This window comes from Mesorhizobium sp. M5C.F.Ca.ET.164.01.1.1, from assembly GCF_004792125.1.
Taxonomy (GTDB): Bacteria; Pseudomonadota; Alphaproteobacteria; order Rhizobiales; family Rhizobiaceae; genus Mesorhizobium; species Mesorhizobium wenxiniae.
Genome location: NZ_SRTG01000520.1, coordinates 1 through 250, shown reverse-complemented (window position 1 = coordinate 250; position 250 = coordinate 1). Strand labels below are relative to the sequence as shown.

1 pseudogene is annotated in these 250 nt (G+C 68.4%); it reads left to right on the top strand.

Annotated elements, in window-relative coordinates:
* Positions 1-250 (top strand): annotated as a pseudogene (locus EN807_RS34550) (DDE-type integrase/transposase/recombinase); the annotation flags it as partial.

Sequence of the window (250 nt, the reverse complement as noted above, 5' to 3'; positions counted from 1 at the left end):
GGCTCGACGGCGGATGCCGAGGCCTGGCCGGTATTCGAGCGGCTGTTTGAGGAGCATGGCCTGCCGGACCGGTTCCGAAGCGACAATGGCCCGCCCTTCGCGTCGGCCGGTGTCACCGGGCTGACACCGCTTGCGGTGCGCTTCATCAAACTCGGCATCGCCCTGGAGTGGATCGCGCCCGTCAAACCCCAGCAGAACGGGCGCCACGAGCGCTTTCATCTGACCCTGTTGCCGCTGGCCGAGGCACCGG